This is a genomic window from Acinetobacter sp. ANC 4636 (assembly GCF_054454555.1).
The window spans coordinates 277,791-284,416 of the sequence record NZ_JBTKVD010000003.1 but is presented as its reverse complement, the minus strand read 5'-3'; the positions used below and the strand labels follow the sequence as shown (position 1 = coordinate 284,416).

Below are 6,626 nucleotides of genomic sequence, written 5' to 3'. Positions count from 1 at the left end.
CACCAAGTTCGGAACGAATTGGAGTTATCGCCGCCTGTAATAATTCAGCTTGCCTTAATCTTAAGGCAACTGACTCAACTACAGCAGAATTTGACATCAACTTTTCCTTAAAAGCTAAATTTGTAAAACACCTTAAGCTAAGAAAAGAAATATAAATCAAGCATTTTTGATTTATTAGACGTCTTTTTTGTATTTCTCCAAAAAAGAGAAAAAGGACGAATAAAAGAAATCTATTGAAATTAAACCTAGCTCTAAGCGAGGATAAGAATGGAAAAAAGTCGAATAGAATACCAATACTTATTTTATTTCTTACTATAGGTTCTATGTCTAAAAATAAATCGATTATAGCCTTAGGCCAATACCAAACAAATTACCACAGCGTTGTGATTGATCTTTAATTATTTGAATCAATAGATCTATTTTCTATCATAACTCATGGCTGGCTTATGTATTTGTAAAAAAAATTAAATATATTTCAATAAAATACAAAAAATAAAATGAATCAATAAATAAATCCAATAAGAAAGATCACTCTACAACTTTGTATAAAAGCTCTCATTAAGGCATTAATAATTAGGCTTTGTGCATCATACTTTATCCACTTTTTTGTATTTTATTACAGGGAAAAATGGATCAGTCAAAGCACTTATGATATTAAATAAACTTGAATTAAAATTGAAATCAATATGCTGTCAGGGATATTTATGTTGCTTCAGTATCACGAAGTTTTAGCAATGATTGATTGCAGTACATTCTGTCAGACATTGCTACGCAATATAAAGATTCTTCAATATGGCGTTATACTAAATAGCCCTTGACAGTTGAATGACACTTCAATTAAGTGTAAGACAATTAAAAACAAATGAATAAAAGAAGCCTAATAAGACACTCACTCTGTTGGCTTGATGATTACAAATTCAATCCTATGACAATAATGCCTAAATTCACTAACTAAATGGTTAAATCGAAAGTAGAGAGAATCTTTTTTAAATAAAGCATATATAGTTACCCAAGAACTGAAAGAAACTCATTCAAACGCTCAAATTCAAACCAATATTACAAAGCAATCAAATAAAAAAACAAGCTCAACCTATTTGGCTAAACTTGTTCTTTGATCTATTCGCACTGTCATGATGAAAGTGTTAAAAATCTTGATTTAAACTATTTAATCAAAGTTCTACCAGTTTTTCTTCTGAAATAATAATGCCATTATTATCAGCATAAATATAATTTCCCGGGATAATAATCACTCCACCAATATGCAGTGCAATATCAATCACCCCCACACCCTGACGGTTACTTTTTCGTGGAATAGCTGCCAAAGCATGCACGCCCAAATCCAACTCCGCCATCGCATCGACATCACGCACACAACCGTAAATCACCACACCATTCCAGTGATTACGTACTGCAGATTCAGCAATCATATCGCCCATGAGCGCACAGCGCATAGATGCACCACCATCCACCACCAGCACTTTACCCGTACCATCACTGGCAAGTAATTCTTTTACACGTGAATTATCTTCATAGCATTTAACTGTGACAATTTCACCACCAAAGGTTTTACGACCACCATAACTTTTAAAAAATTTGTTGTCCAGACTCGGACCAAGCACCTGAATATTGCTGTCAGGATGATCATCCAATAAATCACAAGTTACAAATGCTGTCATACAGTGCTCCATGTTGTGTTTTGTATATCTAAGTTATTATAAATTCGAACGTGTTCGGTTTGTAGCATTGCAGCCGCGACCATAGTCTTAGCTACCTGTAATGCGGTCACAGGTTTATAGCGATAGTATCGTGGTAAAAACCGTTCCGTACAATGAAATAATTTTTGTCCCAAACCTTCAAAAATTCGCGAATGTTCACGCTCACCAATCAGTAAAGATGGACGTAAGATAGAGATGGTATCGAGATCAAATTCCTGAACGTCGCGCTCTAACTCGCCTTTGACCCGATTATAGAAAAAACGCGAATCTGGCGATGCTCCCATGGCGCTGACCAGCAGATAATGTATGTGCTTATTTTGTAGAAGCTCGGCAAAATGCATGTTGATGCCATAGTCAATATCATAAAAGGCTTGACGCGAACCTGCTTGTTTTAAAGTTGTGCCGAGACAACTAAAAGCATGTGTATGCTGACTGACATCTTCTTCATTCAACAGCAAAAAATCATCCAGAACCAATTGTTGAATCTTGCTGTTTCCTTGATACTGAATCTGTTCACGGCGTAAGATCAGGGTGATTTTTAGGCATTCGGGAAGCTGTAGTAATTGCTGCACCAGTTGCTGACCAATCAAGCCTGTTGCTCCAATTACAATTGCGCTTTGTATTTTTACTTTTTGCATGAGAAGATATTCATCTACAGCGATAATTATGTTTAGATTTTATACTTTTTTTGACTGCAAAAGTCGATCAAACCCTGATAATACTTGACTTCATAACGCTGATTCATCAAAATATCGCACTTGTTTACGGGCTGGTGAAGGCGATCTGAGTAGTTTCAGTATTGTTTCAGCCCGCCCAGACCAATCTATTTCAAGGAGTGCAAGAGTGGCAAACTCTGCTCAGGCAAAAAAACGTGCGCGTCAAAACGTTGTAGCGCGCAAACACAACGCAAGCTTGCGTTCTATGGTTCGTACTTATATCAAACGTACTTTAAGTGCAATCGCAGCTGGTGATTATGCTGTTGCTACAGAAGCTTACAAAAAAGCTGTTCCTGTAATCGACCGTATGGCTGATAAAGGCATCATCCATAAAAACAAAGCTGCTCGTCATAAGAGCCGTTTGAATGCACAAGTTAAAGCTTTAGCTAACTAATTTTGCATTATAAAAAAGCCCCAAATTTGGGGCTTTTTTATTGGTTCATGATCTGCTTTTTTGCTGGATAAATTCACGAATGGACAACTGGTGAATCTTACCGCGCCAGATCCACTTCAGCACGCTATCGGCAAAGTTGTCGCCTTCAAACCAGACGAACACCCCTTCCATCATTTCAGGCCAGTCACTTTTTTCTAACAGGGTCTGATTTCGCATGACTGCCAGCATAGCTGCAATAATCGTGTCATGACTGACCGCAAGCGTTAAACCACCACTGTGCTGCGGATGAGCGTTATATATCAGTTCCAGAACATCTACCACGCCCGTAATCGGGTGTTTCATGCCAGGTAAAGCATTATTCACAAAACTGTTAATAAAACCCAATGCACCTTGCTGGCGAAAATACGGTGCTGCCTGCTGAATATCCAGCACAAAGCTCCCTGGTTCAACCAGTAAACCCTGTTCCACAATTTCAATATGATGGGTATTGGCATTCTGTGTGATCTGATCTGCACCCTGAATCATCAATGCAGCAGTATCAACACAACGCTGAATTGGGCTAGACATGCACTGTTCAATCACACGTCCTGTATTTTCAATTAAATAACAGCCCCACGCCTGTGCCAGTTCACGCCCCTCACCTGTCAACTGCAAGTCATATCCCGCCAAACCTTGCCCAGCCACAACTTCACGAACCGAGTGTCGTGTAAATAAAGTCACAGGTGTGGTGATATCAGGAAGTAAATCAATGGCCCGATACATGCTTTGAGGTAATAACTGTAATGACATTCTTCTGGATTCAAGTGGTTACTTGTCCACTATATCATGCTGCTTTTGGACTGCAATGTCATTTCGTCATTAGGCGAAGTGCATTCAACGCGATTTCCTGATATGCAGGTTGTGAAAATGCAATAAAGCCATCATTCAATAAACGGCGACGCTGATTATAAATAAATGGCTCCCCAGACAAACTGACTAAACCACCGCCAATACTTTCAAGTAACCCTTGCCCTGCACTGGTGTCCCATTCTGAAGTGGGATGGAAACGCGGATACAAATCAATTTTGCCTTCCAGCATCATACAGAATTTATAAGCACTGCCTGCATGTGAGGTTTCAATCGCATGATCTTGCTGCAAAATCTCAATAAACTGCTGATATTCGGGTTGCTTACTGCGATGGCTCAACCCAACATGAATCGGTTCAAGTGTCTGGGTCTCAGGGGTTTGATAAATAGACCATTGCTGTTGCTCTGCATCGTATTTATAAGGATATTGATCCAAATAGCCGATATAAATCAATTGCTGTGCAGGAATGGCAATGGCAGAAAACAGGGTTTTACCATTTTCGATCTGACTCAGATTAATCGTAAACTCTGGGCGTTGATGTAAAAACTCTTTGGTGCCATCTAAAGGGTCAAGTAACCAGCAGCGTGACCAAGAATGCCGCTCATGATGTTCATTTTCTTCTGATAAAAGCGGCAGTGTTGGCGTAAGTTCTTGCAATGCAGCTTCAATAAACTGATTGGCTTTTAAATCGGCCTGCGTTACGGGTGAATCATCATGTTTGGTCTGCACATGAAATTTTTCTCCCTGACAAAAGTTCAAATATTCCTGCCGAATAATTTCACTGGCTTGCTGCAAAATCTGCACAACAGCATGTATTAATTCATCATTGGGGTGATCGCTTGGCACAAACATGATTGCTTCTCATTTTCACGATTTACTCATCATACCGCCTCATTCTTTGAAATACAGCTCAATGGACTAGATTTTTTGGGTTTATTGAAAATCTAGGCACAATCTTTGCTTTATTCCTCATAAGAAAAAATGTTGCACAGCAATATGACGCTCTACTCCCAATGAGATACCTCACAAAAGTTTCCTATCAGGAAAAAAAAATTCAAAAAATGCTAGACGACGTGATTAAATTTTTATATAAATTACCTTGAAGAAAATAATTTTCCCATGAAGAATTTTTAAAGGGGAATTTTCCTAAAGACCACACGGCGAGGAAGCACCACCATGGCACACCACCAAATTGAGCAATATGTATTAAAAATTAGTTGTCCTGCAGCATCTGGAATTGTTGCAGCAGTTTCAGGATATTTAGCAAGTAACGGTTGCTATATCAGTGAAATGGCACAATTTGACGATGAAACTACAGGGCATTTCTTTATGCGTGCTGTGTTCCGTTTCAATGCTGGGGTCGATGGAGATATTGAACAGCTCAAAGCAAACTTTAGCAACGTGAGTGATGCTTTTGACATGCAAGCCACTTTTTATAATCAAAATCAGCCTGTTAAGGTTTTGATTATGGTGAGTAAATTTGACCACTGTCTACTGAACTTGCTGTATCGCTATCACAAAGGTGAGCTAGATTTTGAAATTACTGCAATTGTTTCCAACCATTTAGATTTGCGTGCCGTTGCAGAACGTGAAGGTATTCGTTTTATCTACTTGCCTGTCACTAAAGGCAATAAAACACAGCAAGAACAAGAGCTGATCAAAATTGTTGATGAAACAGGCACTGAACTGGTCATTCTTGCACGTTATATGCAGATTCTGTCTAACGATCTATGCAAACAGTTATCAGGTCGTGCCATCAACATTCACCATTCATTCTTACCAGGTTTTAAAGGTGCAAAACCTTATCACCAAGCCTTTGACCGTGGCGTGAAACTGATTGGTGCAACGGCGCACTTTGTGACCAGCGACTTGGATGAAGGTCCAATCATTGAGCAAGCCGTGCAACGCGTTGACCATGCCTATATGCCTGAAGATTTGGTCTCTCTTGGTCGTGACACAGAAACCATCGCCCTATCTAAAGCGGTGAAATACTTTGTCGAACACCGCGTATTCCTCAACGACAATCGTACGGTGGTGTTCAAATGAGTTTACTCAGTCAATTTACAGCATCTGAAATTACCGTCATCGATGGTAAAGCCACCGCTGCACAGGTACTCGAAGAAGTTAAACACGATGTTGCTGCTCTGCAACAGCAAGGTATTACACCTTGCCTCGCTGTGGTTTTGGTCGGTGAAGACCCTGCAAGTCAGGTTTATGTCCGTAACAAGGTCGAAAAAGCCCTGATGGTCGGCATTCGTTCATTGGAATTTCGTTTTCCTGCCGAACTTAGCCAAATGGAACTACTCGCAAAAATTGATGAACTGAACGCAGATCACAGCGTACATGGCATCTTGGTACAACTGCCATTGCCAAAACATATCGATGAAACCGCGGTTCTGGAACGTATCGACCCGAAAAAAGATGTCGATGGTTTCCATAGTAAAAATGTCGGCGGTTTAAGTCAGGGGCGTGATGTACTCACCCCTTGCACGCCAACAGGCTGTATTCGCCTGCTTAAAGATACTTTGGGAGATCTAACTGGACTGCATGCTGTTGTGGTTGGGCGTTCCAATATTGTCGGCAAACCAATGGCAGCTTTACTGCTCAAGGAAAACTGCACCGTAACTGTGGTGCATTCCAAAAGTCAGGATTTGGCACAGCTTTGCCAGTTGGGTGACATCGTGGTCGCAGCGGTGGGACGTCCGCGCATGATCAACTCATCTTATTTAAAAACCAATGCAGTGGTGATTGATGTCGGCATTAACCGCATTCAGGAAAATGGCAAAAACCGTCTGGTCGGTGATGTGGACTATGAAGATGTCCTGCCGATGGTCAGTGCCATTACCCCAGTACCCGGTGGTGTTGGTCCAATGACCATTGCCTACCTGATGAAAAATACAGTACATGCCGCGAAGTTGCAGCATGCACAAACTCATTCAACTTCCGTTTAAGTC

Annotated in this window: 7 protein-coding genes; 3 read left to right on the top strand and 4 right to left on the bottom strand. The window is 40.3% G+C overall.

Annotation, left to right across the window (positions count from 1 at the left end; translation table 11 throughout):
* Positions 1 to 1,169: 1,169 nt before the first annotated feature.
* Complete coding sequence (gene rraA / locus ACX1N5_RS05345) at positions 1,170 to 1,676, bottom strand: ribonuclease E activity regulator RraA (protein WP_004751805.1); 507 nt, start codon at positions 1,674 to 1,676, stop codon at positions 1,170 to 1,172.
* On the bottom strand, positions 1,673 to 2,353 hold the full coding sequence (locus ACX1N5_RS05340) for a Rossmann-fold NAD(P)-binding domain-containing protein (protein WP_004751803.1): 681 nt from the start codon (positions 2,351 to 2,353) through the stop codon (positions 1,673 to 1,675). Before ACX1N5_RS05340 ends, rraA begins: the two co-directional genes overlap by 4 nt.
* Positions 2,354 to 2,558: 205 nt before the next feature.
* Here ACX1N5_RS05340 and rpsT point away from each other — a divergent pair, with 205 nt between their 5' ends.
* Positions 2,559 to 2,825, top strand: a complete 267-nt coding sequence (gene rpsT / locus ACX1N5_RS05335) for a 30S ribosomal protein S20 (RefSeq protein ID WP_004900852.1) — start codon at positions 2,559 to 2,561, stop codon at positions 2,823 to 2,825.
* 45 nt (positions 2,826 to 2,870) lie between these two features.
* Here rpsT and ACX1N5_RS05330 read toward each other — a convergent pair whose 3' ends face one another.
* Together ACX1N5_RS05330 and ACX1N5_RS05325 are read right to left on the bottom strand one after the other, a co-directional pair.
* A complete protein-coding gene (locus ACX1N5_RS05330) occupies positions 2,871 to 3,614 on the bottom strand; it encodes a histidine phosphatase family protein (RefSeq protein WP_131379745.1) in 744 nt (247 codons plus the stop codon).
* A 58-nt stretch (positions 3,615 to 3,672) separates the two neighbouring features.
* A complete protein-coding gene (locus ACX1N5_RS05325; RefSeq protein ID WP_458800281.1) occupies positions 3,673 to 4,524 on the bottom strand; it encodes a 3'(2'),5'-bisphosphate nucleotidase CysQ family protein in 852 nt (283 codons plus the stop codon).
* Positions 4,525 to 4,848: 324 nt separating this feature from the next.
* Here ACX1N5_RS05325 and purU point away from each other — a divergent pair, with 324 nt between their 5' ends.
* Complete coding sequence (purU, locus tag ACX1N5_RS05320) at positions 4,849 to 5,718, top strand: formyltetrahydrofolate deformylase (RefSeq protein ID WP_004751795.1); 870 nt, start codon at positions 4,849 to 4,851, stop codon at positions 5,716 to 5,718.
* A complete protein-coding gene (folD, locus tag ACX1N5_RS05315; RefSeq protein ID WP_458800283.1) occupies positions 5,715 to 6,623 on the top strand; it encodes a bifunctional methylenetetrahydrofolate dehydrogenase/methenyltetrahydrofolate cyclohydrolase FolD in 909 nt (302 codons plus the stop codon). The genes purU and folD overlap by 4 nt, the downstream gene beginning before the upstream one ends.
* Positions 6,624 to 6,626 lie beyond the last annotated feature (3 nt).

Bases quoted from the DNA above. Each gene is read 5' to 3' on its own strand.
- rraA (WP_004751805.1), bottom strand. From the start codon at position 1,676: ATGACAGCATTTGTAACTTGTGATTTATTGGATGATCATCCTGACAGC.
- ACX1N5_RS05340 (WP_004751803.1), bottom strand. From the start codon at position 2,353: ATGCAAAAAGTAAAAATACAAAGCGCAATTGTAATTGGAGCAACAGGC.
- ACX1N5_RS05330 (WP_131379745.1), bottom strand. From the start codon at position 3,614: ATGTCATTACAGTTATTACCTCAAAGCATGTATCGGGCCATTGATTTA.
- ACX1N5_RS05325 (WP_458800281.1), bottom strand. From the start codon at position 4,524: ATGTTTGTGCCAAGCGATCACCCCAATGATGAATTAATACATGCTGTT.
- purU (WP_004751795.1), top strand. From the start codon at position 4,849: ATGGCACACCACCAAATTGAGCAATATGTATTAAAAATTAGTTGTCCT.
- folD (WP_458800283.1), top strand. From the start codon at position 5,715: ATGAGTTTACTCAGTCAATTTACAGCATCTGAAATTACCGTCATCGAT.